Origin of the sequence: Shigella sp. FC1661, assembly GCF_001712525.1 — a bacterium.
GTDB lineage: Bacteria > Pseudomonadota > Gammaproteobacteria > Enterobacterales > Enterobacteriaceae > Escherichia > Escherichia coli.
This window is the reverse complement of sequence record NZ_MDGW01000366.1, coordinates 1-25491: the sequence shown is the minus strand read 5'-3', so window position 1 is coordinate 25491 and position 25491 is coordinate 1. Positions and strand designations below refer to the sequence as shown.

At 49.7% G+C, this 25491-nt stretch carries 43 protein-coding genes and 2 pseudogenes; 37 read left to right on the top strand and 8 right to left on the bottom strand.

The window, feature by feature from the left end:
* On the bottom strand, window positions 1-68 hold a 68-nt coding region (locus BFF42_RS28405), incomplete at its 3' end, for a hypothetical protein (protein WP_241012944.1).
* A 63-nt stretch (window positions 69-131) separates the two neighbouring features.
* Window positions 132-542: a prepilin peptidase gene (locus BFF42_RS18285; protein ID WP_000381750.1), complete on the bottom strand. Its 411-nt coding sequence runs from the start codon at window positions 540-542 to the stop codon at window positions 132-134.
* A gap of 378 nt (window positions 543-920) precedes the next feature.
* On the opposite strand from BFF42_RS18285, the gene rpsJ reads away from it, so the two are divergent.
* The 31 genes and pseudogenes from rpsJ (at window position 921) to arfA (ending at window position 15797) form a co-directional block, all read left to right on the top strand.
* Entirely contained in the window at window positions 921-1232 is a 312-nt protein-coding gene (gene rpsJ, locus BFF42_RS18275; protein ID WP_001181004.1) for a 30S ribosomal protein S10, read from the top strand.
* Between the two features lie 32 nt (window positions 1233-1264).
* Complete coding sequence (gene rplC / locus BFF42_RS18270) at window positions 1265-1894, top strand: 50S ribosomal protein L3 (protein WP_000579833.1); 630 nt, start codon at window positions 1265-1267, stop codon at window positions 1892-1894.
* 10 nt (window positions 1895-1904) lie between these two features.
* Window positions 1905-2510 (top strand): 50S ribosomal protein L4, encoded by a 606-nt coding sequence (gene rplD, locus BFF42_RS18265; protein ID WP_000424395.1) that lies wholly within the window; start codon window positions 1905-1907, stop codon window positions 2508-2510.
* Window positions 2507-2809 carry a 50S ribosomal protein L23 gene (rplW, locus tag BFF42_RS18260; protein WP_000617544.1) on the top strand — a complete coding sequence of 101 codons (303 nt, stop codon included), beginning with the start codon at window positions 2507-2509 and terminating at the stop codon, window positions 2807-2809. The genes rplD and rplW overlap by 4 nt, the downstream gene beginning before the upstream one ends.
* A gap of 17 nt (window positions 2810-2826) precedes the next feature.
* Window positions 2827-3648: a 50S ribosomal protein L2 gene (gene rplB / locus BFF42_RS18255; protein WP_000301864.1), complete on the top strand. Its 822-nt coding sequence runs from the start codon at window positions 2827-2829 to the stop codon at window positions 3646-3648.
* A gap of 16 nt (window positions 3649-3664) precedes the next feature.
* On the top strand, window positions 3665-3943 hold the full coding sequence (rpsS, locus tag BFF42_RS18250; protein WP_001138117.1) for a 30S ribosomal protein S19: 279 nt from the start codon (window positions 3665-3667) through the stop codon (window positions 3941-3943).
* Window positions 3944-3957: 14 nt separating this feature from the next.
* Window positions 3958-4289: pseudogene (gene rplV, locus BFF42_RS18245) on the top strand (50S ribosomal protein L22).
* Window positions 4290-4306: 17 nt separating this feature from the next.
* Window positions 4307-5047, top strand: a complete 741-nt coding sequence (rpsC, locus tag BFF42_RS18240; RefSeq protein ID WP_053002663.1) for a 30S ribosomal protein S3 — start codon at window positions 4307-4309, stop codon at window positions 5045-5047.
* Window positions 5048-5059: 12 nt separating this feature from the next.
* Window positions 5060-5470: a 50S ribosomal protein L16 gene (gene rplP, locus BFF42_RS18235; RefSeq protein WP_000941212.1), complete on the top strand. Its 411-nt coding sequence runs from the start codon at window positions 5060-5062 to the stop codon at window positions 5468-5470.
* On the top strand, window positions 5470-5661 hold the full coding sequence (rpmC, locus tag BFF42_RS18230; protein ID WP_000644741.1) for a 50S ribosomal protein L29: 192 nt from the start codon (window positions 5470-5472) through the stop codon (window positions 5659-5661). The genes rplP and rpmC overlap by 1 nt, the downstream gene beginning before the upstream one ends.
* Window positions 5661-5915: a 30S ribosomal protein S17 gene (gene rpsQ, locus BFF42_RS18225; protein WP_000130100.1), complete on the top strand. Its 255-nt coding sequence runs from the start codon at window positions 5661-5663 to the stop codon at window positions 5913-5915. Before rpmC ends, rpsQ begins: the two co-directional genes overlap by 1 nt.
* A 164-nt stretch (window positions 5916-6079) precedes the next feature.
* Entirely contained in the window at window positions 6080-6451 is a 372-nt protein-coding gene (gene rplN / locus BFF42_RS18220; RefSeq protein WP_000613955.1) for a 50S ribosomal protein L14, read from the top strand.
* A gap of 10 nt (window positions 6452-6461) precedes the next feature.
* Window positions 6462-6776, top strand: coding sequence for a 50S ribosomal protein L24 (gene rplX, locus BFF42_RS18215; RefSeq protein WP_000729185.1), 315 nt, complete (start codon window positions 6462-6464; stop codon window positions 6774-6776).
* A 14-nt stretch (window positions 6777-6790) separates the two neighbouring features.
* Window positions 6791-7330, top strand: a complete 540-nt coding sequence (gene rplE / locus BFF42_RS18210; protein ID WP_001096200.1) for a 50S ribosomal protein L5 — start codon at window positions 6791-6793, stop codon at window positions 7328-7330.
* Window positions 7331-7344: 14 nt separating this feature from the next.
* Window positions 7345-7650, top strand: a complete 306-nt coding sequence (gene rpsN, locus BFF42_RS18205; protein ID WP_001118930.1) for a 30S ribosomal protein S14 — start codon at window positions 7345-7347, stop codon at window positions 7648-7650.
* Window positions 7651-7683: 33 nt separating this feature from the next.
* A complete protein-coding gene (gene rpsH / locus BFF42_RS18200) occupies window positions 7684-8076 on the top strand; it encodes a 30S ribosomal protein S8 (protein WP_000062611.1) in 393 nt (130 codons plus the stop codon).
* 12 nt (window positions 8077-8088) lie between these two features.
* Window positions 8089-8622 (top strand): 50S ribosomal protein L6, encoded by a 534-nt coding sequence (rplF, locus tag BFF42_RS18195; RefSeq protein ID WP_000091945.1) that lies wholly within the window; start codon window positions 8089-8091, stop codon window positions 8620-8622.
* A gap of 9 nt (window positions 8623-8631) precedes the next feature.
* On the top strand, window positions 8632-8985 hold the full coding sequence (gene rplR, locus BFF42_RS18190; RefSeq protein ID WP_000358960.1) for a 50S ribosomal protein L18: 354 nt from the start codon (window positions 8632-8634) through the stop codon (window positions 8983-8985).
* A 14-nt stretch (window positions 8986-8999) separates the two neighbouring features.
* The gene (rpsE, locus tag BFF42_RS18185) at window positions 9000-9503 is read left to right on the top strand and encodes a 30S ribosomal protein S5 (RefSeq protein WP_000940121.1); all 504 of its coding nucleotides are present in this window, start codon (window positions 9000-9002) and stop codon (window positions 9501-9503) included.
* Between the two features lie 3 nt (window positions 9504-9506).
* Window positions 9507-9686, top strand: coding sequence for a 50S ribosomal protein L30 (rpmD, locus tag BFF42_RS18180; RefSeq protein WP_001140433.1), 180 nt, complete (start codon window positions 9507-9509; stop codon window positions 9684-9686).
* 3 nt (window positions 9687-9689) lie between these two features.
* A complete protein-coding gene (rplO, locus tag BFF42_RS18175) occupies window positions 9690-10124 on the top strand; it encodes a 50S ribosomal protein L15 (protein WP_001238917.1) in 435 nt (144 codons plus the stop codon).
* Window positions 10125-10131: 7 nt separating this feature from the next.
* Window positions 10132-11463: a preprotein translocase subunit SecY gene (secY, locus tag BFF42_RS18170; protein WP_001118861.1), complete on the top strand. Its 1332-nt coding sequence runs from the start codon at window positions 10132-10134 to the stop codon at window positions 11461-11463.
* A gap of 31 nt (window positions 11464-11494) precedes the next feature.
* Complete coding sequence (rpmJ, locus tag BFF42_RS18165) at window positions 11495-11611, top strand: 50S ribosomal protein L36 (protein WP_000868187.1); 117 nt, start codon at window positions 11495-11497, stop codon at window positions 11609-11611.
* A gap of 146 nt (window positions 11612-11757) precedes the next feature.
* Window positions 11758-12114, top strand: coding sequence for a 30S ribosomal protein S13 (gene rpsM, locus BFF42_RS18160; protein WP_000090775.1), 357 nt, complete (start codon window positions 11758-11760; stop codon window positions 12112-12114).
* A gap of 16 nt (window positions 12115-12130) precedes the next feature.
* Window positions 12131-12520 carry a 30S ribosomal protein S11 gene (gene rpsK / locus BFF42_RS18155; protein WP_001029684.1) on the top strand — a complete coding sequence of 130 codons (390 nt, stop codon included), beginning with the start codon at window positions 12131-12133 and terminating at the stop codon, window positions 12518-12520.
* Window positions 12521-12553: 33 nt separating this feature from the next.
* Window positions 12554-13174, top strand: coding sequence for a 30S ribosomal protein S4 (rpsD, locus tag BFF42_RS18150; RefSeq protein WP_000135224.1), 621 nt, complete (start codon window positions 12554-12556; stop codon window positions 13172-13174).
* Window positions 13175-13199: 25 nt separating this feature from the next.
* Entirely contained in the window at window positions 13200-14189 is a 990-nt protein-coding gene (locus BFF42_RS18145) for a DNA-directed RNA polymerase subunit alpha (protein ID WP_001162094.1), read from the top strand.
* A 40-nt stretch (window positions 14190-14229) separates the two neighbouring features.
* On the top strand, window positions 14230-14613 hold the full coding sequence (rplQ, locus tag BFF42_RS18140) for a 50S ribosomal protein L17 (protein ID WP_001216368.1): 384 nt from the start codon (window positions 14230-14232) through the stop codon (window positions 14611-14613).
* A gap of 106 nt (window positions 14614-14719) precedes the next feature.
* Window positions 14720-15088 carry a DnaJ family domain-containing protein gene (locus tag BFF42_RS18135; RefSeq protein WP_000266492.1) on the top strand — a complete coding sequence of 123 codons (369 nt, stop codon included), beginning with the start codon at window positions 14720-14722 and terminating at the stop codon, window positions 15086-15088.
* Window positions 15089-15098: 10 nt separating this feature from the next.
* Window positions 15099-15523 (top strand): annotated as a pseudogene (gene zntR / locus BFF42_RS18130) (Zn(2+)-responsive transcriptional regulator).
* A gap of 55 nt (window positions 15524-15578) precedes the next feature.
* Window positions 15579-15797, top strand: coding sequence for an alternative ribosome-rescue factor ArfA (gene arfA / locus BFF42_RS18125; protein WP_000092709.1), 219 nt, complete (start codon window positions 15579-15581; stop codon window positions 15795-15797).
* Here the strand turns inward: arfA and mscL are convergent.
* From mscL to def, 5 genes are all read right to left on the bottom strand, one after another.
* On the bottom strand, window positions 15794-16204 hold the full coding sequence (gene mscL, locus BFF42_RS18120) for a large-conductance mechanosensitive channel protein MscL (protein WP_000022439.1): 411 nt from the start codon (window positions 16202-16204) through the stop codon (window positions 15794-15796). The genes arfA and mscL overlap by 4 nt on opposite strands.
* A 129-nt stretch (window positions 16205-16333) precedes the next feature.
* Window positions 16334-17710: a Trk system potassium transporter TrkA gene (gene trkA / locus BFF42_RS18115; RefSeq protein WP_000691382.1), complete on the bottom strand. Its 1377-nt coding sequence runs from the start codon at window positions 17708-17710 to the stop codon at window positions 16334-16336.
* A 21-nt stretch (window positions 17711-17731) separates the two neighbouring features.
* Window positions 17732-19021, bottom strand: coding sequence for a 16S rRNA (cytosine(967)-C(5))-methyltransferase RsmB (gene rsmB, locus BFF42_RS18110; RefSeq protein ID WP_000744786.1), 1290 nt, complete (start codon window positions 19019-19021; stop codon window positions 17732-17734).
* A gap of 45 nt (window positions 19022-19066) precedes the next feature.
* Entirely contained in the window at window positions 19067-20014 is a 948-nt protein-coding gene (fmt, locus tag BFF42_RS18105) for a methionyl-tRNA formyltransferase (protein ID WP_000004463.1), read from the bottom strand.
* Window positions 20015-20028: 14 nt separating this feature from the next.
* Window positions 20029-20538 carry a peptide deformylase gene (gene def, locus BFF42_RS18100; protein WP_000114993.1) on the bottom strand — a complete coding sequence of 170 codons (510 nt, stop codon included), beginning with the start codon at window positions 20536-20538 and terminating at the stop codon, window positions 20029-20031.
* A gap of 129 nt (window positions 20539-20667) precedes the next feature.
* Here def and dprA point away from each other — a divergent pair, with 129 nt between their 5' ends.
* Genes dprA through BFF42_RS18070 form a run of 6 tightly spaced genes read left to right on the top strand, consistent with a single transcriptional unit; the run spans window position 20668 to window position 24462 of the window.
* Entirely contained in the window at window positions 20668-21792 is a 1125-nt protein-coding gene (gene dprA / locus BFF42_RS18095) for a DNA-protecting protein DprA (protein ID WP_000228504.1), read from the top strand.
* Window positions 21764-22237, top strand: coding sequence for a DUF494 family protein Smg (gene smg, locus BFF42_RS18090; protein ID WP_000460675.1), 474 nt, complete (start codon window positions 21764-21766; stop codon window positions 22235-22237). Before dprA ends, smg begins: the two co-directional genes overlap by 29 nt.
* Before the next feature lie 28 nt (window positions 22238-22265).
* On the top strand, window positions 22266-22808 hold the full coding sequence (locus BFF42_RS18085) for a DNA topoisomerase family protein (protein WP_001129723.1): 543 nt from the start codon (window positions 22266-22268) through the stop codon (window positions 22806-22808).
* A 4-nt stretch (window positions 22809-22812) separates the two neighbouring features.
* On the top strand, window positions 22813-23385 hold the full coding sequence (tsaC, locus tag BFF42_RS18080) for an L-threonylcarbamoyladenylate synthase type 1 TsaC (protein ID WP_001297709.1): 573 nt from the start codon (window positions 22813-22815) through the stop codon (window positions 23383-23385).
* 4 nt (window positions 23386-23389) lie between these two features.
* On the top strand, window positions 23390-24208 hold the full coding sequence (gene aroE, locus BFF42_RS18075) for a shikimate dehydrogenase (RefSeq protein ID WP_000451237.1): 819 nt from the start codon (window positions 23390-23392) through the stop codon (window positions 24206-24208).
* Window positions 24205-24462 (top strand): DUF1488 family protein, encoded by a 258-nt coding sequence (locus tag BFF42_RS18070; protein ID WP_001070563.1) that lies wholly within the window; start codon window positions 24205-24207, stop codon window positions 24460-24462. Before aroE ends, BFF42_RS18070 begins: the two co-directional genes overlap by 4 nt.
* On the opposite strand, the gene BFF42_RS18065 is transcribed toward BFF42_RS18070, so the two are convergent.
* Window positions 24438-24992, bottom strand: coding sequence for a gamma carbonic anhydrase family protein (locus tag BFF42_RS18065; RefSeq protein WP_001286213.1), 555 nt, complete (start codon window positions 24990-24992; stop codon window positions 24438-24440). The two genes, BFF42_RS18070 and BFF42_RS18065, sit on opposite strands and share 25 nt — an antisense overlap.
* Between the last annotated feature and the right edge of the window lie 499 nt (window positions 24993-25491).

The following is a 25491-nucleotide window of genomic DNA, read 5'->3' as shown; positions in this document are numbered from 1 at the left end:
CGCAGAGAATCGTAACGGGATACCAGATCAAGAGCCTGTCCAATGTGCATAAAAAAATCCGGAAACAAGTGAGCGTTTCCGGATTCTTACACAGCCACTGGATCGGTCAACTGATCCTTAACTGATCGGCATTACCCAAAAGGCAGCGGGTTTTTTAATGATTCTTTTCCTCTCATGAGCAGACCAATAACTACGGCTCCGCAAGCGAATGAGGCAGCAAGGAAAACCAGTCGTGGTAAGAAGGCCCATGAATGCCAGGCGCCAAGGGCGGCGAGAAACTTCACATCACCATAGCCTAATCCTTCTTTATGTCGCAGTATGCGATACCCCCAGTAAATGACAGCGAATGTGCCGTAACCAACAATTGTCCCCCATAACGCATCGGCTAAACCATCAGGATGACAAACTTGATAGAACAAAAGACCTGACCAGAGTAACGGGCACGTAAATCTGTCAGGTAACAAGCCATGCTTTGCATCCCAGAAAAAAAGTAGGGCTGATAAACAAGCGTACAAAATCAGAAAGGGAAGGGTAGTGTCCATAAAACATCCTCTGTAATTGGAGTATCACCATCGAATAACTCCGGATGCTCAGCAACAGAGAGAGCGCTGATTTGTTAACCTGATTCCGGTGAAAAACGCTATCTTCACAACCTTACAAATTTCGTGGAATGCAGCTCGCAATCTGCGCGTTGCGATTAATTTCTACCCGATGCTTGCGTCAGGCTCAGATTTGCGTATAATGCGCGGGCTTGTCGTAGTTGACAGCAGGTTCAATCTGAACCTCAGTTAGCCGAATTTGGCTACCTAACAATGCTCCCAATCGGGGAGCTACGTAAGAACGGTTACACTCTCCCATCAATCGTAATGGGTCTGAGGAGTAATCATTTTCGTTTATAAAATAATTGGAGCTCTGGTCTCATGCAGAACCAAAGAATCCGTATCCGCCTGAAAGCGTTTGATCATCGTCTGATCGATCAAGCAACCGCGGAAATCGTCGAGACTGCCAAGCGCACTGGTGCGCAGGTCCGTGGTCCGATCCCGCTGCCGACACGCAAAGAGCGCTTCACTGTTCTGATCTCCCCGCACGTCAACAAAGACGCGCGCGATCAGTACGAAATCCGTACTCACTTGCGTCTGGTTGACATCGTTGAGCCAACCGAGAAAACCGTTGATGCTCTGATGCGTCTGGATCTGGCTGCCGGTGTAGACGTGCAGATCAGCCTGGGTTAATCAGGTCATTGAGCGATTGAGAGGTTGAAACAATGATTGGTTTAGTCGGTAAAAAAGTGGGTATGACCCGTATCTTCACAGAAGACGGCGTTTCTATCCCAGTAACCGTAATCGAAGTTGAAGCAAACCGCGTTACTCAGGTTAAAGACCTGGCTAACGATGGCTACCGTGCTATTCAGGTGACCACCGGTGCTAAAAAAGCTAACCGTGTGACCAAGCCTGAAGCTGGCCACTTCGCTAAAGCTGGCGTAGAAGCTGGCCGTGGTCTGTGGGAATTCCGCCTGGCTGAAGGCGAAGAGTTCACTGTAGGTCAGAGCATTAGCGTTGAACTGTTTGCTGACGTTAAAAAAGTTGACGTAACTGGCACCTCTAAAGGTAAAGGTTTCGCAGGTACCGTTAAGCGCTGGAACTTCCGTACCCAGGACGCTACTCACGGTAACTCCTTGTCTCACCGCGTTCCGGGTTCTATCGGTCAGAACCAGACTCCGGGCAAAGTGTTCAAAGGCAAGAAAATGGCAGGTCAGATGGGTAACGAACGTGTAACCGTTCAGAGCCTTGACGTAGTACGCGTTGACGCTGAGCGCAACCTGCTGCTGGTTAAAGGTGCTGTCCCGGGTGCAACCGGTAGCGACCTGATCGTTAAACCAGCTGTGAAGGCGTAAGGAGATAGCAATGGAATTAGTATTGAAAGACGCGCAGAGCGCGCTGACTGTTTCCGAAACTACCTTCGGTCGTGATTTCAACGAAGCGCTGGTTCACCAGGTTGTTGTTGCTTATGCAGCTGGTGCTCGTCAGGGTACTCGTGCTCAGAAGACTCGTGCTGAAGTAACTGGTTCCGGTAAAAAACCGTGGCGCCAGAAAGGCACCGGCCGTGCGCGTTCTGGTTCTATCAAGAGCCCGATCTGGCGTTCTGGTGGCGTGACCTTTGCTGCTCGTCCGCAGGACCACAGTCAAAAAGTTAACAAGAAGATGTACCGCGGCGCGCTGAAAAGCATCCTGTCCGAACTGGTACGTCAGGATCGTCTGATCGTTGTCGAGAAGTTCTCTGTAGAAGCGCCGAAAACTAAGCTGCTGGCACAGAAACTGAAAGACATGGCTCTGGAAGATGTGCTGATCATCACCGGTGAGCTGGACGAAAACCTGTTCCTGGCTGCGCGCAACCTGCACAAGGTTGACGTACGCGATGCAACTGGTATCGACCCGGTTAGCCTGATCGCCTTCGACAAAGTCGTAATGACTGCTGATGCTGTTAAGCAAGTTGAGGAGATGCTGGCATGATTCGTGAAGAACGTCTGCTGAAGGTGCTGCGTGCACCGCACGTTTCTGAAAAAGCGTCTACTGCGATGGAAAAATCCAACACCATCGTACTCAAAGTTGCTAAAGACGCGACCAAAGCAGAAATCAAAGCTGCTGTGCAGAAACTGTTTGAAGTCGAAGTCGAAGTCGTTAACACCCTGGTAGTTAAAGGGAAAGTTAAACGTCACGGACAGCGTATCGGTCGTCGTAGCGACTGGAAAAAAGCTTACGTCACCCTGAAAGAAGGCCAGAATCTGGACTTCGTTGGCGGCGCTGAGTAAGTCGGAGGAGTAATACAATGGCAGTTGTTAAATGTAAACCGACATCTCCGGGTCGTCGCCACGTAGTTAAAGTGGTTAACCCTGAGCTGCACAAGGGCAAACCTTTTGCTCCGTTGCTGGAAAAAAACAGCAAATCCGGTGGTCGTAACAACAATGGCCGTATCACCACTCGTCATATCGGTGGTGGCCACAAGCAGGCTTACCGTATTGTTGACTTCAAACGCAACAAAGACGGTATCCCGGCAGTTGTTGAACGTCTTGAGTACGATCCGAACCGTTCCGCGAACATCGCGCTGGTTCTGTACAAAGACGGTGAACGCCGTTACATCCTGGCCCCTAAAGGCCTGAAAGCTGGCGACCAGATTCAGTCTGGCGTTGATGCTGCAATCAAACCAGGTAACACCCTGCCGATGCGCAACATCCCGGTTGGTTCTACTGTTCATAACGTAGAAATGAAACCAGGTAAAGGCGGTCAGCTGGCACGTTCCGCTGGTACTTACGTTCAGATCGTTGCTCGTGATGGTGCTTATGTCACCCTGCGTCTGCGTTCTGGTGAAATGCGTAAAGTAGAAGCAGACTGCCGTGCAACTCTGGGCGAAGTTGGCAATGCTGAGCATATGCTGCGCGTTCTGGGTAAAGCAGGTGCTGCACGCTGGCGTGGTGTTCGTCCGACCGTTCGCGGTACCGCGATGAACCCGGTAGACCACCCACATGGTGGTGGTGAAGGTCGTAACTTTGGTAAGCACCCGGTAACTCCGTGGGGCGTTCAGACCAAAGGTAAGAAGACCCGCAGCAACAAGCGTACTGATAAATTCATCGTACGTCGCCGTAGCAAATAATTTTAGAGGATAAGCCATGCCACGTTCTCTCAAGAAAGGTCCTTTTATTGACCTGCACTTGCTGAAGAAGGTAGAGAAAGCGGTGGAAAGCGGAGACAAGAAGCCCCTGCGCACTTGGTCCCGTCGTTCAACGATCTTTCCTAACATGATCGGTTTGACCATCGCTGTCCATAATGGTCGTCAGCACGTTCCGGTATTTGTAACCGACGAAATGGTCGGTCACAAACTGGGTGAATTCGCACCGACTCGTACTTATCGCGGCCACGCTGCTGATAAAAAAGCGAAGAAGAAATAAGGTAGGAGGAAGAGATGGAAACTATCGCTAAACATCGCCATGCTCGTTCTTCTGCTCAGAAGGTTCGCCTTGTTGCTGACCTGATTCGCGGTAAGAAAGTGTCGCAGGCTCTGGATATTTTGACCTACACCAACAAGAAAGCGGCTGTACTGGTCAAGAAAGTTCTGGAATCTGCCATTGCTAACGCTGAACACAACGATGGCGCTGACATTGACGATCTGAAAGTTACGAAAATTTCGTAGACGAAGGCCCGAGCATGAAGCGCATTATGCCGCGTGCAAAAGGTCGTGCAGATCGCATCCTGAAGCGCACCAGCCACATCACTGTGGTTGTGTCCGATCGCTGAGACTCTGGAGACTAGCAATGGGTCAGAAAGTACATCCTAATGGTATTCGCCTGGGTATTGTAAAACCATGGAACTCTACCTGGTTTGCGAACACCAAAGAATTCGCTGACAACCTGGACAGCGATTTTAAAGTACGTCAGTACCTGACTAAGGAACTGGCTAAAGCGTCCGTATCTCGTATCGTTATCGAGCGTCCGGCTAAGAGCATCCGTGTAACCATTCACACTGCTCGCCCGGGTATCGTTATCGGTAAAAAAGGTGAAGACGTAGAAAAACTGCGTAAGGTCGTAGCGGACATCGCTGGCGTTCCTGCACAGATCAACATCGCCGAAGTTCGTAAGCCTGAACTGGACGCAAAACTGGTTGCTGACAGCATCACTTCTCAGCTGGAACGTCGCGTTATGTTCCGTCGTGCTATGAAGCGTGCTGTACAGAACGCAATGCGTCTGGGCGCTAAAGGTATTAAAGTTGAAGTTAGCGGCCGTCTGGGCGCTAAAGGTATTAAAGTTGAAGTTAGCGGCCGTCTGGGCGGCGCGGAAATCGCACGTACCGAATGGTACCGCGAAGGTCGCGTACCGCTGCACACTCTGCGTGCTGACATCGACTACAACACCTCTGAAGCGCACACCACTTACGGTGTAATCGGCGTTAAAGTGTGGATCTTCAAAGGCGAGATCCTGGGTGGTATGGCTGCTGTTGAACAACCGGAAAAACCGGCTGCTCAGCCTAAAAAGCAGCAGCGTAAAGGCCGTAAATAAGGAGCGTCGCTGATGTTACAACCAAAGCGTACAAAATTCCGTAAAATGCACAAAGGCCGTAACCGCGGTCTGGCGCAGGGTACGGATGTTAGCTTCGGCAGCTTCGGTCTGAAAGCTGTTGGCCGTGGTCGTCTGACTGCCCGTCAGATCGAAGCAGCACGTCGTGCTATGACCCGTGCAGTTAAGCGTCAAGGTAAGATCTGGATCCGTGTGTTCCCGGACAAACCGATCACTGAAAAGCCGCTGGCAGTGCGTATGGGTAAAGGTAAAGGTAACGTGGAGTATTGGGTTGCCTTGATTCAGCCGGGTAAAGTCCTGTATGAAATGGACGGTGTTCCGGAAGAGCTGGCCCGTGAAGCATTCAAGCTGGCAGCAGCGAAACTGCCGATTAAAACCACCTTTGTAACTAAGACGGTGATGTAATGAAAGCAAAAGAGCTGCGTGAGAAGAGCGTTGAAGAGCTGAACACCGAGCTGCTGAACCTGCTGCGTGAGCAGTTCAACCTGCGTATGCAGGCTGCAAGTGGCCAGCTGCAACAGTCTCACCTGTTGAAGCAAGTGCGTCGCGATGTCGCACGCGTTAAGACTTTACTGAACGAGAAGGCGGGTGCGTAATGACCGATAAAATCCGTACTCTGCAAGGTCGCGTTGTTAGCGACAAAATGGAGAAATCCATTGTTGTTGCTATCGAACGTTTTGTGAAACACCCGATCTACGGTAAATTCATCAAGCGTACGACCAAACTGCACGTACATGACGAGAACAACGAATGCGGTATCGGTGACGTGGTTGAAATCCGCGAATGCCGTCCGCTGTCCAAGACTAAATCCTGGACGCTGGTTCGCGTTGTAGAGAAAGCGGTTCTGTAATACAGTACACTCTCTCGATACGAATAAACGGCTCAGAAATGAGCCGTTTATTTTTTCTATCCATATCCTTGAAGCGGTGTTATAATGCCGCGCCCTCGATATGGGGATTTTTAACGACCTGATTTTCGGGTCTCAGTAGTAGTTGACATTAGCGGAGCACTAAAATGATCCAAGAACAGACTATGCTGAACGTCGCCGACAACTCCGGTGCACGTCGCGTAATGTGTATCAAGGTTCTGGGTGGCTCGCACCGTCGCTACGCAGGCGTAGGCGACATCATCAAGATCACCATCAAAGAAGCAATTCCGCGTGGTAAGGTCAAAAAAGGTGATGTGCTGAAGGCGGTAGTGGTGCGCACCAAGAAGGGTGTTCGTCGCCCGGACGGTTCTGTCATTCGCTTCGATGGTAATGCTTGTGTTCTTCTGAACAACAACAGCGAGCAGCCTATCGGTACGCGTATTTTTGGGCCGGTAACTCGTGAGCTTCGTAGTGAGAAGTTCATGAAAATTATCTCTCTGGCACCAGAAGTACTCTAAGGAGCGAATCATGGCAGCGAAAATCCGTCGTGATGACGAAGTTATCGTGTTGACCGGTAAAGATAAAGGTAAACGCGGTAAAGTTAAGAATGTCCTGTCTTCCGGCAAGGTCATTGTTGAAGGTATCAACCTGGTTAAGAAACATCAGAAGCCGGTTCCGGCCCTGAACCAACCGGGTGGCATCGTTGAAAAAGAAGCCGCTATTCAGGTTTCCAACGTAGCAATCTTCAATGCGGCAACCGGCAAGGCTGACCGTGTAGGCTTTAGATTCGAAGACGGCAAAAAAGTCCGTTTCTTCAAGTCTAACAGCGAAACTATCAAGTAATTTGGAGTAGTACGATGGCGAAACTGCATGATTACTACAAAGACGAAGTAGTTAAAAAACTCATGACTGAGTTTAACTACAATTCTGTCATGCAAGTCCCTCGGGTCGAGAAGATCACCCTGAACATGGGTGTTGGTGAAGCGATCGCTGACAAAAAACTGCTGGATAACGCAGCAGCAGACCTGGCAGCAATCTCCGGTCAAAAACCGCTGATCACCAAAGCACGCAAATCTGTTGCAGGCTTCAAAATCCGTCAGGGCTATCCGATCGGCTGTAAAGTAACTCTGCGTGGCGAACGCATGTGGGAGTTCTTTGAGCGCCTGATCACTATTGCTGTACCTCGTATCCGTGACTTCCGTGGCCTGTCCGCTAAGTCTTTCGACGGTCGTGGTAACTACAGCATGGGTGTCCGTGAGCAGATCATCTTCCCAGAAATCGACTACGATAAAGTCGACCGCGTTCGTGGTTTGGATATTACCATTACCACTACTGCGAAATCTGACGAAGAAGGCCGCGCTCTGCTGGCTGCCTTTGACTTCCCGTTCCGCAAGTAAGGTAGGGTTACTAAATGGCTAAGCAATCAATGAAAGCACGCGAAGTAAAACGCGTAGCTTTAGCTGATAAATACTTCGCGAAACGCGCTGAACTGAAAGCGATCATCTCTGATGTGAACGCTTCCGACGAAGATCGTTGGAACGCTGTTCTCAAGCTGCAGACTCTGCCGCGTGATTCCAGCCCGTCTCGTCAGCGTAACCGCTGCCGTCAAACAGGTCGTCCGCATGGTTTCCTGCGGAAGTTCGGGTTGAGCCGTATTAAGGTCCGTGAAGCCGCTATGCGCGGTGAAATCCCGGGTCTGAAAAAGGCTAGCTGGTAATTGTCACCAATTGAATCACGGGAGTAAAGACAGATGAGCATGCAAGATCCGATCGCGGATATGCTGACCCGTATCCGTAACGGTCAGGCCGCGAACAAAGCTGCGGTCACCATGCCTTCCTCCAAGCTGAAAGTGGCAATCGCCAACGTGCTGAAGGAAGAAGGTTTTATTGAAGATTTTAAAGTTGAAGGCGACACCAAGCCTGAACTGGAACTTACTCTGAAGTATTTCCAGGGCAAAGCTGTTGTAGAAAGCATTCAGCGTGTCAGCCGCCCAGGTCTGCGCATCTATAAACGTAAAGATGAGCTGCCGAAAGTTATGGCGGGTCTGGGTATCGCAGTTGTTTCTACCTCTAAAGGTGTTATGACTGATCGTGCAGCGCGCCAGGCTGGTCTTGGTGGCGAAATTATCTGCTACGTAGCCTAATCGGAGGAAAAAATGTCTCGTGTTGCTAAAGCACCGGTCGTTGTTCCTGCCGGCGTTGACGTAAAAATCAACGGTCAGGTTATTACGATCAAAGGTAAAAACGGCGAGCTGACTCGTACTCTCAACGATGCTGTTGAAGTTAAACATGCAGATAATACCCTGACCTTCGGTCCGCGTGATGGTTACGCAGACGGTTGGGCACAGGCTGGTACCGCGCGTGCCCTGCTGAACTCAATGGTTATCGGTGTTACCGAAGGCTTCACTAAGAAGCTGCAGCTGGTTGGTGTAGGTTACCGTGCAGCGGTTAAAGGTAATGTGATTAACCTGTCTCTGGGTTTCTCTCATCCTGTTGACCATCAGCTGCCTGCGGGTATCACTGCTGAATGTCCGACTCAGACTGAAATCGTGCTGAAAGGCGCTGATAAGCAGGTGATCGGCCAGGTTGCAGCGGATCTGCGCGCCTACCGTCGTCCTGAGCCTTATAAAGGCAAGGGTGTTCGTTACGCCGACGAAGTCGTGCGTACCAAAGAGGCTAAGAAGAAGTAAGGTAACACTATGGATAAGAAATCTGCTCGTATCCGTCGTGCGACCCGCGCACGCCGCAAGCTCCAGGAGCTGGGCGCAACTCGCCTGGTGGTACATCGTACCCCGCGTCACATTTACGCACAGGTAATTGCACCGAACGGTTCTGAAGTTCTGGTAGCTGCTTCTACTGTAGAAAAAGCTATCGCTGAACAACTGAAGTACACCGGTAACAAAGACGCGGCTGCAGCTGTGGGTAAAGCTGTCGCTGAACGCGCTCTGGAAAAAGGCATCAAAGATGTATCCTTTGACCGTTCCGGGTTCCAATATCATGGTCGTGTCCAGGCACTGGCAGATGCTGCCCGTGAAGCTGGCCTTCAGTTCTAAGGTAGAGGTGTAAGATGGCTCACATCGAAAAACAAGCTGGCGAACTGCAGGAAAAGCTGATCGCGGTAAACCGCGTATCTAAAACCGTTAAAGGTGGTCGTATTTTCTCCTTCACAGCTCTGACTGTAGTTGGCGATGGTAACGGTCGCGTTGGTTTTGGTTACGGTAAAGCGCGTGAAGTTCCAGCAGCGATCCAGAAAGCGATGGAAAAAGCCCGTCGCAATATGATTAACGTCGCGCTGAATAACGGCACTCTGCAACACCCTGTTAAAGGTGTTCACACGGGTTCTCGCGTATTCATGCAGCCGGCTTCCGAAGGTACCGGTATCATCGCCGGTGGTGCAATGCGCGCCGTTCTGGAAGTCGCTGGGGTTCATAACGTTCTGGCTAAAGCATATGGTTCCACCAACCCGATCAACGTGGTTCGTGCAACTATTGATGGCCTGGAAAATATGAATTCTCCAGAAATGGTCGCTGCCAAGCGTGGTAAATCCGTTGAAGAAATTCTGGGGAAATAAACCATGGCAAAGACTATTAAAATTACTCAAACCCGCAGTGCAATCGGTCGTCTGCCGAAACACAAGGCAACGCTGCTTGGCCTGGGTCTGCGTCGTATTGGTCACACCGTAGAGCGCGAGGATACTCCTGCTATTCGCGGTATGATCAACGCGGTTTCCTTCATGGTTAAAGTTGAGGAGTAAGAGATGCGTTTAAATACTCTGTCTCCGGCCGAAGGCTCCAAAAAGGCGGGTAAACGCTTGGGTCGTGGTATCGGTTCTGGCCTCGGTAAAACCGGTGGTCGTGGTCACAAAGGTCAGAAGTCTCGTTCTGGCGGTGGCGTACGTCGCGGTTTCGAGGGTGGTCAGATGCCTCTGTACCGTCGTCTGCCGAAATTCGGCTTCACTTCTCGTAAAGCAGCGATTACAGCCGAAGTTCGTCTGTCTGACCTGGCTAAAGTAGAAGGCGGTGTTGTAGACCTGAACACGCTGAAAGCGGCTAACATTATCGGTATCCAGATCGAGTTCGCGAAAGTGATCCTGGCTGGCGAAGTAACGACTCCGGTAACTGTTCGTGGCCTGCGTGTTACTAAAGGCGCTCGTGCTGCTATCGAAGCTGCTGGCGGTAAAATCGAGGAATAAGTAGCAGATGGCTAAACAACCGGGATTAGATTTTCAAAGTGCCAAAGGTGGCTTAGGCGAGCTGAAACGCAGACTGCTGTTTGTTATCGGTGCGCTGATTGTGTTCCGTATTGGCTCTTTTATTCCGATCCCTGGTATTGATGCCGCTGTACTTGCCAAACTGCTTGAGCAACAGCGAGGCACCATCATTGAGATGTTTAACATGTTCTCTGGTGGTGCTCTCAGCCGTGCTTCTATCTTTGCTCTGGGGATCATGCCGTATATTTCGGCGTCGATCATTATCCAGCTGCTGACGGTGGTTCACCCAACGTTGGCGGAAATTAAGAAAGAAGGGGAGTCTGGTCGTCGTAAGATCAGCCAGTACACCCGCTACGGTACTCTGGTGCTGGCAATATTCCAGTCGATCGGTATTGCTACCGGTCTGCCGAATATGCCTGGTATGCAAGGCCTGGTGATTAACCCGGGCTTTGCATTCTACTTCACCGCTGTTGTAAGTCTGGTCACAGGAACGATGTTCCTGATGTGGTTGGGCGAACAGATCACTGAACGAGGTATCGGCAACGGTATTTCAATCATTATCTTCGCCGGTATTGTCGCGGGACTCCCGCCAGCCATTGCCCATACTATCGAGCAAGCGCGTCAAGGCGACCTGCACTTCCTCGTGTTGCTGTTGGTTGCAGTATTAGTATTTGCAGTGACGTTCTTTGTCGTATTTGTTGAGCGTGGTCAACGCCGCATTGTGGTAAACTACGCGAAACGTCAGCAAGGTCGTCGTGTCTATGCTGCACAGAGCACACATTTACCGCTGAAAGTGAATATGGCGGGGGTAATCCCGGCAATCTTCGCTTCCAGTATTATTCTGTTCCCGGCGACCATCGCGTCATGGTTCGGGGGCGGTACTGGTTGGAACTGGCTGACAACAATTTCGCTGTATTTGCAGCCTGGGCAACCGCTTTATGTGTTACTCTATGCGTCTGCAATCATCTTCTTCTGTTTCTTCTACACGGCGTTGGTTTTCAACCCGCGTGAAACAGCAGATAACCTGAAGAAGTCCGGTGCATTTGTACCAGGAATTCGTCCGGGAGAGCAAACGGCGAAGTATATCGATAAAGTAATGACCCGCCTGACCCTGGTTGGTGCGCTGTATATTACCTTTATCTGCCTGATCCCGGAGTTCATGCGTGATGCAATGAAAGTACCGTTCTACTTCGGTGGGACCTCACTGCTTATCGTTGTTGTCGTGATTATGGACTTTATGGCTCAAGTGCAAACTCTGATGATGTCCAGTCAGTATGAGTCTGCATTGAAGAAGGCGAACCTGAAAGGCTACGGCCGATAATTGGTCGCCCGAGAAGTTACGGAGAGTAAAAATGAAAGTTCGTGCTTCCGTCAAGAAATTATGCCGTAACTGCAAAATCGTTAAGCGTGATGGTGTCATCCGTGTGATTTGCAGTGCCGAGCCGAAGCATAAACAGCGCCAAGGCTGATTTTTTCGCATATTTTTCTTGCAAAGTTGGGTTGAGCTGGCTAGATTAGCCAGCCAATCTTTTGTATGTCTGTGCGTTTCCATTTGAGTATCCTGAAAACGGGCTTTTCAGCATGGAACGTACATATTAAATAGTAGGAGTGCATAGTGGCCCGTATAGCAGGCATTAACATTCCTGATCATAAGCATGCCGTAATCGCATTAACTTCGATTTATGGCGTCGGCAAGACCCGTTCTAAAGCCATCTTGGCTGCAGCGGGTATCGCTGAAGATGTTAAGATCAGTGAGCTGTCTGAAGGACAAATCGACACGCTGCGTGACGAAGTTGCCAAATTTGTCGTTGAAGGTGATCTGCGCCGTGAAATCAGCATGAGCATCAAGCGCCTGATGGATCTTGGTTGCTATCGCGGTTTGCGTCATCGTCGTGGTCTCCCGGTTCGCGGTCAGCGTACCAAGACCAACGCACGTACCCGTAAGGGTCCGCGCAAACCGATCAAGAAATAATCGGGGTGATTGAATAATGGCAAAGGCACCAATTCGTGCACGTAAACGTGTAAGAAAACAAGTCTCTGACGGCGTGGCTCATATCCATGCTTCTTTCAACAACACCATCGTGACTATCACTGATCGTCAGGGTAACGCGTTGGGTTGGGCAACAGCCGGTGGTTCCGGTTTCCGTGGTTCTCGCAAATCCACTCCGTTTGCAGCTCAGGTTGCAGCAGAGCGTTGCGCTGACGCCGTGAAAGAATACGGCATCAAGAATCTGGAAGTTATGGTTAAAGGTCCGGGTCCAGGCCGCGAATCTACTATTCGTGCTCTGAACGCCGCAGGTTTCCGCATCACTAACATTACTGATGTGACTCCGATCCCTCATAACGGTTGTCGTCCGCCGAAAAAACGTCGCGTATAACGCCTCGTTTTCCAGGTTTGTTGGAGAAAGAAAATGGCAAGATATTTGGGTCCTAAGCTCAAGCTGAGCCGTCGTGAGGGCACCGACTTATTCCTTAAGTCTGGCGTTCGCGCGATCGATACCAAGTGTAAAATTGAACAAGCTCCTGGCCAGCACGGTGCGCGTAAACCGCGTCTGTCTGACTATGGTGTGCAGTTGCGTGAAAAGCAAAAAGTTCGCCGTATCTATGGTGTGCTGGAGCGTCAGTTCCGTAACTACTACAAAGAAGCAGCACGTCTGAAAGGCAACACCGGTGAAAACCTGTTGGCTCTGCTGGAAGGTCGTCTGGACAACGTTGTATACCGTATGGGCTTCGGTGCCACTCGTGCAGAAGCACGTCAGCTGGTTAGCCATAAAGCAATTATGGTAAACGGTCGTGTTGTTAACATCGCTTCTTATCAGGTTAGTCCGAATGACGTTGTAAGCATTCGTGAGAAAGCGAAGAAGCAGTCTCGCGTGAAAGCCGCTCTGGAGCTGGCTGAGCAGCGTGAAAAGCCAACTTGGCTGGAAGTTGATGCTGGCAAGATGGAAGGTACGTTTAAGCGTAAGCCGGAGCGTTCTGATCTGTCTGCGGACATTAACGAACACCTGATCGTCGAGCTTTACTCCAAGTAAAGCTTAGTACCAAAGAGAGGACACAATGCAGGGTTCTGTGACAGAGTTTCTAAAACCGCGCCTGGTTGATATCGAGCAAGTGAGTTCGACGCACGCCAAGGTGACCCTTGAGCCTTTAGAGCGTGGCTTTGGCCATACTCTGGGTAACGCACTGCGCCGTATTCTGCTCTCATCGATGCCGGGTTGCGCGGTGACCGAGGTTGAGATTGATGGTGTACTACATGAGTACAGCACCAAAGAAGGCGTTCAGGAAGATATCCTGGAAATCCTGCTCAACCTGAAAGGGCTGGCGGTGAGAGTTCAGGGCAAAGATGAAGTTATTCTTACCTTGAATAAATCTGGCATTGGCCCTGTGACTGCAGCCGATATCACCCACGACGGTGATGTCGAAATCGTCAAGCCGCAGCACGTGATCTGCCACCTGACCGATGAGAACGCGTCTATTAGCATGCGTATCAAAGTTCAGCGCGGTCGTGGTTATGTGCCGGCTTCTACCCGAATTCATTCGGAAGAAGATGAGCGCCCAATCGGCCGTCTGCTGGTCGACGCATGCTACAGCCCTGTGGAGCGTATTGCCTACAATGTTGAAGCAGCGCGTGTAGAACAGCGTACCGACCTGGACAAGCTGGTCATCGAAATGGAAACCAACGGCACAATCGATCCTGAAGAGGCGATTCGTCGTGCGGCAACCATTCTGGCTGAACAACTGGAAGCTTTCGTTGACTTACGTGATGTACGTCAGCCTGAAGTGAAAGAAGAGAAACCAGAGTTCGATCCGATCCTGCTGCGCCCTGTTGACGATCTGGAATTGACTGTCCGCTCTGCTAACTGCCTTAAAGCAGAAGCTATCCACTATATCGGTGATCTGGTACAACGTACCGAGGTTGAGCTCCTTAAAACGCCTAACCTTGGTAAAAAATCTCTTACTGAGATTAAAGACGTGCTGGCTTCCCGTGGACTGTCTCTGGGCATGCGCCTGGAAAACTGGCCACCGGCAAGCATCGCTGACGAGTAACCGGATCACAGGTTAAGGTTTTACTGAGAAGGATAAGGTCATGCGCCATCGTAAGAGTGGTCGTCAACTGAACCGCAACAGCAGCCATCGCCAGGCTATGTTCCGCAATATGGCAGGTTCACTGGTTCGTCATGAAATCATCAAGACGACTCTGCCTAAAGCGAAAGAGCTGCGCCGCGTAGTTGAGCCGCTGATTACTCTTGCCAAGACTGATAGCGTTGCTAATCGTCGTCTGGCATTCGCCCGTACTCGTGATAACGAGATCGTGGCAAAACTGTTTAACGAACTGGGCCCGCGTTTCGCGAGCCGTGCCGGTGGTTACACTCGTATTCTGAAGTGTGGCTTCCGTGCAGGCGACAACGCGCCGATGGCTTACATCGAGCTGGTTGATCGTTCAGAGAAAGCAGAAGCTGCTGCAGAGTAATCTGAAGCAACGTAAAAAAACCCGCCCCGGCGGGTTTTTTTATACCCGTAGCATCCCCACTTATCTACAATAGCTGTACTCTTTTTGTTCATCCCCTGGAGTATTTATGTGGTTACTTGACCAGTGGGCAGAGCGTCATATAGCAGAAGCGCAAGCGAAAGGTGAGTTTGATAACCTGGCAGGTAGCGGCGAACCATTGATACTGGATGATGATTCTCATGTGCCACCGGAATTACGTGCGGGGTATCGCTTGCTGAAGAATGCCGGTTGCTTACCGCCAGAACTTGAGCAGCGGAGGGAAGCAATTCAGCTTCTGGATATCCTGAGAGGTATCCGTCACGATGATCCGCAATATCAAGAGGTTAGCCGTCGATTGTCATTACTGGAATTGAAGCTGCGACAAGCTGGATTGAGTACCGATTTTTTACGCGGCGATTATGCTGACAAGTTGTTGGACAAAATCAACGATAACTAGTGGAGTATGTATGTATCGCATTGGTGAGCTGGCAAAAATGGCGGAAGTAACACCTGACACGATTCGTTATTACGAAAAACAGCAGATGATGGAGCATGAAGTGCGTACTGAAGGCGGGTTTCGCCTGTATACCGAAAGCGATCTCCAGCGATTGAAATTTATCCGCCATGCCAGACAACTAGGTTTCAGTCTGGAGTCGATCCGCGAGTTGCTGTCGATCCGCATCGATCCTGAACACCATACCTGTCAGGAGTCAAAAGGCATTGTGCAGGAAAGATTGCAGGAAGTCGAAGCACGGATAGCCGAGTTGCAGAGTATGCAGCGTTCCTTGCAACGCCTTAACGATGCCTGTTGTGGGACCGCCCATAGCAGTGTTTATTGTTCGATTCTTGAAGCTCTTGAACAAGGGGGAGTGGCGTTAAGAGTGGCTGTTGATTTTTTGCACTGGCAGGATTACACTCGCGCCGTAAAATAACCAATTGGAGTTTTTATGAGCCGATATCAGCATACTAAAGGGCAGATAAGGGATAATGCGATAGAAGCATTACTACATGATCCCTTATTCCGACAGCGCGTAGAGAAAAATAAGAAGGGGAAAGGCAGTTACATGCGAAAAGGAAAACATGGCAATCGGGGGAACTGGGAGGCCAGTGGCAAGAAAGTAAATCACTTTTTTACCACTGGTCTTCTGCTTTCAGGCGCTTGTTAAGAGCGGTTATTCTGCTCTTTCAGCAAATCACGAATTTCTGCCAGTAATACTTCTTCTTTAGTTGGTGCAGGTGCGGCAGCTGGTTCTTCTTTTTTCCGATTCAGTTTGTTGATTAGCTTAATCGCCATAAAGATGGCAAAGGCCACAATCAGAAAATCAAAGACGTTTTGAATGAAGACACCGTAATGCATCACAACAGCAGGGATATCCCCCTGCGCATCGCGTAGCGTGACAGCAAACTGTTTAAAGTCGATCCCGCCAATTAATAAGCCCAGAGGTGGCATGATGATATCGGCAACCAGTGAAGATACAATCTTCCCGAATGCCGCACCGATAATGACACCCACCGCCAAATCCACCACGTTCCCGCGCATCGCAAATTCGCGAAATTCTTTAATAATGCTCATGTTATTCTCCCTATGAAGCCGACAACCATAAGTCTAACAAATGTTAAGCCATTTTCCTGCCAGGAATGAATTTAATTAATCCTTGATAATCAAAGGGAAATAATAAGGCGTCATTAGACGCCTTATTAATTACAAGAAGAAAGGGCTTGGCTGGAAGAGTCTTTCGACGTCGGTAATAAACTTTTTATCTGTGAGGAACATAATTACGTGATCGCCTTGCTCAATGCGCAGATTGTCATTGGCAATCATCACGTCGTTTCCACGTACCACCGCTCCAATAATCGTTCCTGGCGGTAGCTTGATTTCGTCAATGACTCTGCCGACAACGCGTGAGGTGCTTTCATCACCGTGAGCAACGGCTTCAATAGCTTCTGCTACGCCGCGGCGCAATGAGGAAACACCAACAATATCTGCTTTTCGCACATGGCTAAGCAACGCAGAAATAGTTGCTTGTTGTGGTGAAATTGCAATATCGATCACGCTCCCCTGAACCAGATCCACATAAGCGCGACGCTGGATCAATACCATCACCTTTTTCGCACCCATACGTTTGGCAAGCATGGCGGACATGATATTGGCCTCGTCATCGTTGGTGACGGCAATAAACAGATCAACTTGATCGATATGTTCTTCGGCCAGCAGTTCTTGATCCGACGCATCACCAAAAAAGACGATCGTATTCTGCAACTTTTCCGCCAGTTCGGCAGCGCGCTGCTGATTACGTTCGATGAGTTTAACGCTGTAATCTTTTTCCAGACGACGCGCCAGCCCTGCACCGATATTACCGCCACCAACCAGCATGATCCGCTTATACGGTTTTTCCAGTCGCTGTAATTCACTCATCACCGCGCGGATATGCTGTGAAGCGGCAATAAAGAACACTTCATCACCAGCTTCAACAATGGTCGAACCTTGTGGACGAATGGGGCGATCGTGGCGGAAAATTGCTGCCACACGAGTATCGATATGTGGCATATGTTCGCGCATGGTCGAAAGTGCATTACCAATCAGCGGGCCGCCATAATAGGCTTTAACTACAGCGAGGCTGACTTTACCCTCAGCGAAGTTCACCACCTGCAATGCGCCTGGATACTCAATCAGTCGGTAAATATTATCGATAACCAACTGCTCTGGTGCGATCAGATGATCAATCGGTACAGCATCTGAATGAAATAGCTTATCGGCATCGCGTACGTAGTCTGGTGAGCGGATGCGAGCGATGCGATTAGGGGTGTTGAAAAGTGAGTAGGCTACCTGGCAGGCAACCATATTGGTTTCATCTGAACTGGTTACAGCAACCAGCATATCGGCGTCGTCGGCACCTGCCTCCCGCAATACGCGTGGATGAGAGCCATGCCCCTGCACGACTCGCAGGTCAAATTTATCCTGCAAGGTCCGCAGACGCTCACCGTTGGTATCGACAACAGTAATATCGTTGTTCTCGCCAACCAGGTTTTCCGCCAGTGTGCCGCCAACCTGGCCGGCACCCAGAATGATAATTTTCATCAGTCTCGACCCGTTATCTCATCACTTTTTGATTAGCTTAGCGTAAAAGAAGCCGTCGCCCTCTTCGGCACCAGGCAGATTTTGTTTACCCGGTTGCTCTGGTGCTCCTGTTTCGCAAAGTTCGGCATCAGCGGTACGTTGCAAAAAAGCTTTAATCTGCAGGCTATTCTCTTCCGGTAACACCGAACAGGTGGCATAGACCAGGGTTCCACCGGATTTTAAATGCGGCCAAATGGCGTCGAGAATTTCAGACTGCAATTGCGCGAGTTCCGGGATATCGCGATCGCGACGTAACCATTTAATATCCGGATGGTGACGAATCACCCCCGTTGCTGAACAAGGCGCATCTAATAAAATGCGATCAAACTGTTGCTCGCCACACCATTGGGAAGGGTAACGGCCATCACCTTGTTTCACGGTTGCCTTCATACCAAGGCGTTTTAAATTGTCGTAAACGCGAGAGAGGCGCTGTTCGTCAATATCAACCGCAACAACCTGCGCTTCTGGTGCCACCTCAAGGATATGCGTTGTTTTACCGCCGGGGGCGGCACAAAGATCCAGAATGTGTTCACTGTTTTGTGGCGCAAGCCAGGTCATGCAACCTTGTGCTGATGCATCCTGAACGGTAACCCATCCGTCTTCAAAACCAGGTAGCGCATGAACAGGTGCAGGTGTTTCCAGACGTACAGCATCAGGGTAATCCGCATGCGGGAAACCTTTCATTCCTGCTTCATCCAGCAATGCAAGCCAGCTGTCGCGGGAATGATGCGTACGATTAACGCGCAGCCACATTGGCGGACGCTGGTTATTGGCTTCGACGATGGATTGCCACTGCTCTGGATACGCTTTTTGCAGACGCTTCAGCAACCAGGAAGGATGCAGATAACGTGCATCACTGGCATTAAACTTGGCTAATAACTCTTCTTGCTGACGCTGGAACTGGCGTAATACACCGTTAATCAACCCTTTAAGTTGCGGACGCTTAATTGCGATAGCGCCTTCAACCGTTTCAGCCAGCGCAGCATGAGGTGGAATGCGGGTATAAAGCAGTTGATACAAACCAACCATAATCAGGTAATGCACAGTGCGCTGTTTGCCGGTCATCGGACGGGCCATTAACTTATTAATCAGCCAGTCTAACTGCGAAAGCGTACGCAGTACGCCAAAGCACAACTCTTGAAGAAGTGCTTTGTCTTTATCAGAAACTTTTTGCTGGAGCGGTGGCAGAATGTTGCTTAATGATTGCCCTTGCTCGACGACTTGTTCAACGGCCTGGGCCGCCATGCTACGTAAATTACGTTGTTTTTTCATAAGTATAAAAATGCCCGGTAAGACCGGGCTTAGAAGAGTGGACTATCAGGCCAGACGGTTGCCCGGAACAAACCATTCCCGACGAGAATTCAGGAGGTCTTGCGCGCTCATCGCTTTCTTACCCGCAGGTTGTAACGAGAGCAGATTCAGGATTCCATCACCAGTTGCAACCTGAATGCCTTGTTTGTTGGCTTCAAGGATCGTTCCTGGTGCAGCGTTGGTTGCCGTATCAATGACCGACGCTTTCCAGACTTTAACCGGCTGTCTTTCAATTTCCAGCCAGCTCATTGGCCATGGATTGAAAGCGCGAATGCAGCGTTCAAGCTGTGCTGCCGAAAGTGACCAGTCAATACGCGCTTCTTCTTTACTCAACTTTTCGGCGTAAGTGACAAGAGTTTTGTCCTGAACTTCTGGTTTCGCCGTGCCGTCTGCCAGTTGTTTCAACGTGGTGATAAGCCCTTGTGGGCCAAGCTCTGCCAGCTTGTCGTACAGCGTACCACTGGTATCTTCTGCAGTAATCGGGCAGGAGAGCTTATAGAGCATGTCACCGGTGTCTAAACCGACATCCATTTGCATAATGGTCACACCAGTTTCTGCATCACCCGCCCATAGTGAGCGTTGGATTGGTGCAGCACCGCGCCAGCGTGGCAGCAGTGAACCATGAACGTTGATACAGCCAAGACGCGGCATCTCCAGCACTGCTTTAGGCAGAATTAAGCCATAGGCGACGACGACCATAACATCAGCCTGCAGATCGGCGACCAGTTGCTGGTTTTCTTGTGGACGCAGGGAAACAGGTTGAAAAACGGGCAGACCTTTTTCCTCAGCCAGAACTTTAACCGGGCTGGGCATCAGTTTTTTACCGCGTCCTGCCGGTCGGTCTGGCTGGGTGAACACGCCAACGACGTTATGACCAGAAGACAACAGCGCGTCGAGATGACGCGCTGCAAAGTCAGGTGTACCCGCAAAAATAATACGTAGTGATTCTGACACGTTAGTTCTTATCCTTAAGCCCGGGCTTTCAGACGATCCAGTTTTTCAACTTTCTGACGAATACGTTGTTGTTTCAACGGTGACAGATAATCCATAAACAGTTTGCCGACCAGGTGATCCATCTCATGCTGAATACAGATGGCTAACAGACCGTCTGCTTCCAATTCAAATGGTTTACCGTCGCGGTCCAGGGCGCGAATTTTAACTTTCTCTGCGCGTGGCACTAAAGCACGTTGTTTAGGGATCGACAGGCAACCTTCTTCAATGCCTGTTTCGCCGCTTTTTTCTAAAAGCTCCGGATTGATTAACACCAGCCGTTCGTCACGGTTTTCCGAAACATCAATAACAATGATACGTTGATGGATATCAACCTGGGTTGCCGCCAGGCCAATACCTTCTTCTGCGTACATCGTCTCGAACATATCATCGACGATACGCTGAATTTCTGCATTCACTTCTTCTACCGGTTTAGCAACTTTGCGAAGCCGCTCGTCCGGAATATGTAACACTTGCAAAACTGACATAAATCTCCAGAGATGTGTTCAGGAGTTAGAAAGATTATTTCTTCTATTCTAGACAAATCCCCCTCTGATTGACAGCATCACTGACCAATCGCAAAGATTGCTAAGGCTGCTTATGGCAGGGAGATAAGGATGGTCGATACAGATATTTGGCTGCGTTTAATGAGCATCAGCAGCTTGTACGGCGATGATATGGTCCGTATAGCTCACTGGCTGGCAAAACAGTCGCATATTGATGCGGTTGTATTGCAGCAAACAGGGCTTACATTGCGGCAGGCACAACGCTTTCTTTCATTTCCGCGAAAGAGTATCGAAAGCTCACTTTGTTGGTTGGAGCAACCCAATCATCATTTAATCCCTGCGGACAGCGAATTTTATCCTCCTCAACTTCTGGCGACGACAGATTACCCCGGCGCACTGTTTGTTGAAGGAGAACTGCACGCGCTGCATTCATTTCAGCTTGCCGTAGTGGGGAGTCGGGCGCATTCATGGTATGGCGAGCGATGGGGACGATTATTTTGCGAAACTCTGGCCACGCGTGGAGTGACAATTACGAGTGGACTGGCGCGTGGAATCGATGGTGTGGCGCATAAAGCGGCCTTACAGGTAAATGGCGTCAGCATTGCTGTATTGGGGAACGGACTTAATACCATTCATCCGCGCCGCCATGCCCGACTGGCTACCAGTTTGCTTGAACATGGTGGGGCACTTGTCTCGGAATTTCCCCTCGATGTTCCACCCCTTGCTTACAATTTCCCACGAAGAAATCGCATTATCAGTGGTCTAAGTAAAGGTGTACTGGTGGTGGAAGCGGCTTTGCGCAGTGGTTCGTTGGTGACAGCACGTTGTGCGCTTGAGCAGGGGCGTGAAGTTTTTGCCTTGCCAGGACCAATAGGGAATCCGGGAAGCGAAGGGCCTCACTGGTTAATAAAACAAGGTGCGATTCTTGTGACGGAACCGGAAGAAATTCTGGAAAACTTGCAATTTGGATTGCACTGGTTGCCAGACGCCCCTGAAAATTCATTTTATTCACCAGATCAGCAAGACGTGGCATTGCCATTTCCTGAGCTCCTGGCTAACGTAGGAGATGAGGTAACACCTGTTGACGTCGTCGCTGAACGTGCCGGCCAACCTGTGCCAGAGGTAGTTACTCAACTACTCGAACTGGAGTTAGCAGGATGGATCGCAGCTGTACCCGGCGGCTATGTCCGATTGAGGAGGGCATGCCATGTTCGACGTACTAATGTATTTGTTTGAAACCTATATTCACACAGAAGCTGAGTTGCGTGTGGATCAAGACAAACTTGAACAGGATCTTACCGACGCAGGATTTGATCGAGAAGATATCTACAATGCCCTGCTTTGGCTGGAAAAGCTTGCGGATTATCAGGAAGGACTGACAGAACCGATGCAACTGGCCTCTGATCCACTCTCCATGCGTATTTATACCCCTGAGGAGTGTGAAAGACTGGATGCCAGCTGTCGTGGTTTTCTGCTTTTCCTTGAGCAAATTCAGGTGCTTAACCTTGAAATCCGTGAAATGGTGATAGAGCGAGTGCTCGCGCTGGATACCGCAGAGTTCGACCTGGAAGACCTGAAATGGGTAATCCTGATGGTGTTGTTCAATATTCCGGGCTGCGAAAATGCGTACCAGCAAATGGAAGAATTACTCTTTGAAGTGAATGAAGGTATGCTGCATTAATCATTCCTTTAATTCAGCATAAGTTGTTATGGCGAAATCAGCACTGTTCACGGTGCGTAATAATGAGTCCTGCCCAAAGTGCGGGGCTGAACTGGTTATTCGATCCGGGAAACACGGTCCGTTTCTTGGATGCTCACAGTATCCGGCGTGTGACTACGTCCGTCCTCTGAAATCTTCAGCGGATGGACATATTGTCAAAGTTCTGGAGGGGCAGGTTTGCCCTGCATGTGGCGCAAATCTGGTATTACGCCAGGGACGCTTTGGTATGTTTATTGGTTGCAGTAACTACCCTGAATGCGAACATACCGAACTTATCGATAAACCGGACGAAACAGCAATTACATGCCCCCAATGTCGGACGGGCCATCTGGTCCAGCGCCGCTCCCGTTATGGCAAAACATTTCACTCCTGTGATCGCTACCCGGAGTGTCAATTTGCCATTAACTTCAAACCCATAGCTGGAGAATGCCCTGAGTGTCATTATCCACTACTCATCGAAAAGAAAACCGCGCAGGGTGTAAAACACTTTTGTGCCAGTAAACAATGTGGAAAGCCGGTTTCGGCGGAATAATAACGTGAATAATAACCTGCAAGGAGACGCTATCGCAGCTGCGATAGATGTCCTCAATGAAGAACGTGTCATCGCCTATCCAACGGAAGCCGTTTTCGGTGTTGGGTGCGATCCTGATAGCGAAACAGCAGTGATGAGACTGTTGGAGTTAAAACAGCGTCCGGTTGATAAGGGGCTGATTTTAATCGCGGCAAATTACGAGCAGCTTAAACCCTATATTGATGACACCATGCTGACTGATGCGCAGCGTGAAACCATTTTTTCCCGCTGGCCAGGTCCTGTCACCTTTGTCTTTCCCGCGCCTGCGACAACACCGCGCTGGTTGACGGGCCGCTTTGATTCGCTTGCTGTACGAGTCACCGACCATCCGTTGGTGGTTGCTTTGTGCCAGGCTTATGGTAAACCGCTGGTTTCTACCAGTGCCAACTTGAGTGGATTGCCACCTTGTCGAACAGTAGACGAAGTTCGCGCACAATTTGGCGCGGCGTTCCCGGTTGTGCCTGGTGAAACGGGGGGGCGTTTAAATCCTTCAGAAATCCGCGATGCCCTGACGGGTGAACTGTTTCGACAGGGGTAACATAATGGAAACCTATGCTGTTTTTGGTAATCCGATAGCCCACAGCAAATCGCCATTCATTCATCAGCAATTTGCTCAGCAACTGAATATTGAACATCCCTATGGGCGCGTGTTGGCACCCATCAATGATTTCATCAACACACTGAACGCTTTCTTTAGTGCTGGTGGTAAAGGTGCGAATGTGACGGTACCTTTTAAAGAAGAGGCTTTTGCCAGAGCGGATGAGCTTACTGAACGGGCAGCGTTGGCTGGTGCTGTTAATACCCTCAAGCGGTTAGAAGATGGACGCTTGCAGGGTGACAATACCGATGGTATAGGTTTGTTAAGCGATCTGGAACGTCTGTCTTTTATCCGTCCGGGTTTACGTATTCTGCTTATCGGCGCTGGTGGAGCATCTCGCGGCGTACTACTACCACTCCTTTCCCTGGACTGTGCGGTGACAATCACTAATCGGACGGTATCCCGTGCGGAAGAGTTGGCTAAATTGTTTGCGCACACTGGCAGTATTCAGGCGTTGGGTATGGACGAACTGGAAGGTCATGAGTTTGATCTCATTATTAATGCAACATCCAGTGGCATCAGTGGTGATATTCCGGCGATCCCGTCATCGCTCATTCATCTAGGCATTTATTGCTATGACATGTTCTATCAGAAAGGAAAAACTCCTTTTCTGGCATGGTGTGAGCAGCGAGGCTCAAAGCGTAATGTTGATGGTTTAGGAATGCTGGTGGCACAGGCGGCTCATGCCTTTCTTCTCTGGCACGGTGTTCTGCCTGACGTAGAACCAGTTATAAAGCAATTGCAGGAGGAATTGTCCGCGTGAATCAGGCCATCCAGTTTCCGGACAGGGAAGAGTGGGACGAGAATAAAAAATGTGTATGTTTTCCCGCTCTCGTGAATGGTATGCAACTGACATGCGCGATCTCTGGCGAGAGTCTGGCGTATCGCTTTACTGGAGATACGCCAGAACAGTGGTTAGCGAGTTTTCGTCAGCATCGCTGGGACCTGGAAGAAGAAGCGGAAAACTTAATTCAGGAACAAAGTGAAGATGATCAAGGCTGGGTCTGGTTACCCTGATCCAGATATTCGTCCTTCCATTTCACGTAATTATTCGCGGAATAGAGTAACCCAGCCTTCTCTTCATCACTTAACGGGCGGATCTGTTTGACGGGGCTACCGAGATACAGATATCCGCTCTCCAGCCGTTTATTTTGTGGGACCAGACTACCCGCACCAATCATCACATCATCTTCTACTATTGCGCCATCAAGTAAAATTGAGCCCATCCCAACCAAAACTCGATTGCCAATGGTGCAGCCGTGGAGCATCACCTTGTGACCAACAGTGACATCTTCGCCAATGGTTAATGGGTTGCCATCTGGGTTGTACGAGGATTTATGAGTGACATGCAACATACTGCCATCCTGGATATTGGTGCGTGCTCCGATCTGTACATAATGTACATCTCCACGAATCACAACGAGCGGCCAGATCCCCACATCATCAGCCAGACGAACGTCACCAATCACGACACTGCTATCGTCGATCATTACGCGCTGACCGATTTGTGGAAAAAGATCGCGGTATGGGCGTAAAACATCAGACATACTTACCTCAGCAATAAATGATTTACTAATGACTTTGGGGGCATTATTGGCCTTGTGCAAGTCTTTTAGTATGCAAAAAAGCACCGTTTTGTGTGCGATTGCAGCAAAAAGGGTGAAAAAACAACAAACAGAAAAAAAGATCAAAAAAATACTTGTGCAAAATATTGGGATCCCTATAATGCGCCTCCGTTGAGACGACAACGTGAAACACTTCACAGGATGGTCGGAACAACGAAGAGAAAAAATCCTGAAATTCAGGGGTGACTCTGAAAGAGGAAAGCGTAATATACGCCACCTCGCGACAGTGAGCTGAAAGCCGCGTCGCAACTGCTCTTTAACAATTTATCAGACAATCTGTGTGGGCACTCGAAGATACGGATTCTTAACGTCGCAAGACGAAAAATGAATACCAAGTCTCAAGAGTGAACACGTAATTCATTACGAAGTTTAATTCTTTGAGCATCAAACTTTTAAATTGAAGAGTTTGATCATGGCTCAG